Source organism: Mesorhizobium sp. M7A.F.Ca.CA.001.08.2.1 (assembly GCF_003998455.1).
GTDB lineage: Bacteria > Pseudomonadota > Alphaproteobacteria > Rhizobiales > Rhizobiaceae > Mesorhizobium > Mesorhizobium ciceri.
Map to the genome: position 1 here is coordinate 1 of NZ_RZPW01001008.1, position 1812 is coordinate 1812.

The 1812-nt window shown below is 66.1% G+C and carries 2 protein-coding genes; one reads left to right on the forward strand and one right to left on the reverse strand.

Annotated features, from left to right (window positions below; translation table 11 throughout):
* Positions 1–772 (forward strand): thermonuclease family protein (locus EN914_RS34090; RefSeq protein ID WP_245497914.1); only part of this gene is annotated, 772 nt, incomplete at its 5' end.
* Here EN914_RS34090 and EN914_RS34095 read toward each other — a convergent pair.
* Positions 738–1812 (reverse strand): lysine--tRNA ligase (locus EN914_RS34095; protein WP_164753005.1); only part of this gene is annotated, 1075 nt, incomplete at its 5' end. The genes EN914_RS34090 and EN914_RS34095 overlap by 35 nt on opposite strands.

Consider the following 1812-nt stretch of genomic DNA (forward strand, 5'->3'; position numbering starts at 1 on the left):
GAAAGGTAGTGAAAGCGTCATCACCGTGGACCAGCTTGAGCCGGGCGCCGATGCGATGGCGCAGCAGGCTGCCGGGACGCTGCCCGAGGAGCCGGCTACATCGGCCATTGCAGCTCCGCAGCCGCCGAAGCCGGCGACGCATTCGAGGGCGATCGATCCCGAAATCGTCGCGCCGCCGGAACTGCCCGCCGACGGGCTTGAACGGATCGAGCCGCGCGAGCCGTTGAGCAAACTCGCGCTGGCCGTGCCGCCCAAGCCGAAAATGCCTGACGACTGGAACGGCACAAAGCTGTTCCAGCCGGTTGCGCCGGCCGCCGGCTTGATCGAGGCGAAGGGCTACTCGGTCGCGGTTTCCGGCATCGACATCGTCAGGCAGGACGAGATTTGCAGCGAGGACGGCAAGTCCTGGCCGTGCGGCGTCCGGGCGAGGACAGCGTTCCGCGCCTTCCTGCGCGGCCGCGCGGTGGTCTGCACGGTGCCGCCGCAGGGCGGCCGCGACCTGATCGCAGCCGAGTGCCGGATCGGCAAGCAGGATGTCGGTCAGTGGCTGGTCGAAAATGGCTGGGCGCGCGCCGCCAAGGGCGGCCCCTATGTCGAGGCCGGCGACAAGGCGCGCACGGGCAGGAAGGGCATTTTCGGATCGGCGCCCGATCTGTCGGGCATGCCGGCGATGCCGGCCGCGCCAGGCCCGGCACCTCAGGCGCCGGGTTCGATCCTGGAAGAGGTCGACGGCGTGCTCAAGCCAGCTGACCAGCCAGCGCCCGCTCAATGAGCGCACGCGTCTCGGCAACGCCATAGAGTGCTGCGAACGAGCCGAAGCGCGGGCCGCGCTCCTGGCCGATCAGCACCTGGTAGATCATCTGGAAGAAGGCGCCCGATACGCCGGGGCCGCCTTCCGGGCTCTGCTTGGAATGATCCTGATAGCGCTCGATCCTGCGTGCGACGTTGAGCGAGGCGTTCTGGATCGCTTCGCCGCTGGCGTCGGCGGGCAGCGCGCCAAGTGCTTCGTCGAGGGCTGCCAGCGCTTCGCGCTCGACCTCGTCGGCGGGCCGGAAGGTTTTCGTCGGCTTCACGAAATCGTCGAAATAGCGGATCGCATGGCCGACCAGCCGGTCGAGCTCTGGATGCGTCGCCGGCGTCACGCCTTGCGTATGACGTGAAATGAACCCCCACAGCACATCCTTGTTCTGCGCGTTGGAAGCGCTGACCAGATTGAGCAGCAGAGAGAACGGCACCGGCATGTCGATCGCGGGCGGGTTGCCGTCATGCATATGCCAGACCGGGTTGCCCAGCCGCTCCTTCCAGTCCTGGCGGGGATAGGCGGCGAGGAACGTGTAGTATTCATCCACGGCCCGCGGGATGACGTCGAAATACAGCTTCTTGGCCTGCCGCGGCCGTTGGTACATGTAGAGCCCGAGGCTTTCGGTCGGCGCATAGGTCAGCCACTCGTCGATGGTCAGCCCGTTGCCCTTCGACTTCGAGATCTTCTGGCCGTTCTCGTCGAGGAACAGTTCGTAGACGAAATGCTTCGGCGCCCGTCCGCCCAGAATGTTGCAGATACGGTCGTAGACCACCGCATTGGTCTGGTGGTCCTTGCCGAACATTTCGAAATCGACGCCAAGCGCTGCCCAGCGCATGCCGAAATCCGGCTTCCACTGCAGCTTCACGCGGCCGCCGGTGATCGAAAGCGTGGTCTCGGTGCCCTCGTCGTCGAAGGTGATGGTGCCGGCTTTGGCGTCGACATGCTTCATCGGCACGTAAAGCACGCGGCCGCTCTTCGGCGAGATCGGCAGGAACGGGCTGTAGGTCGCC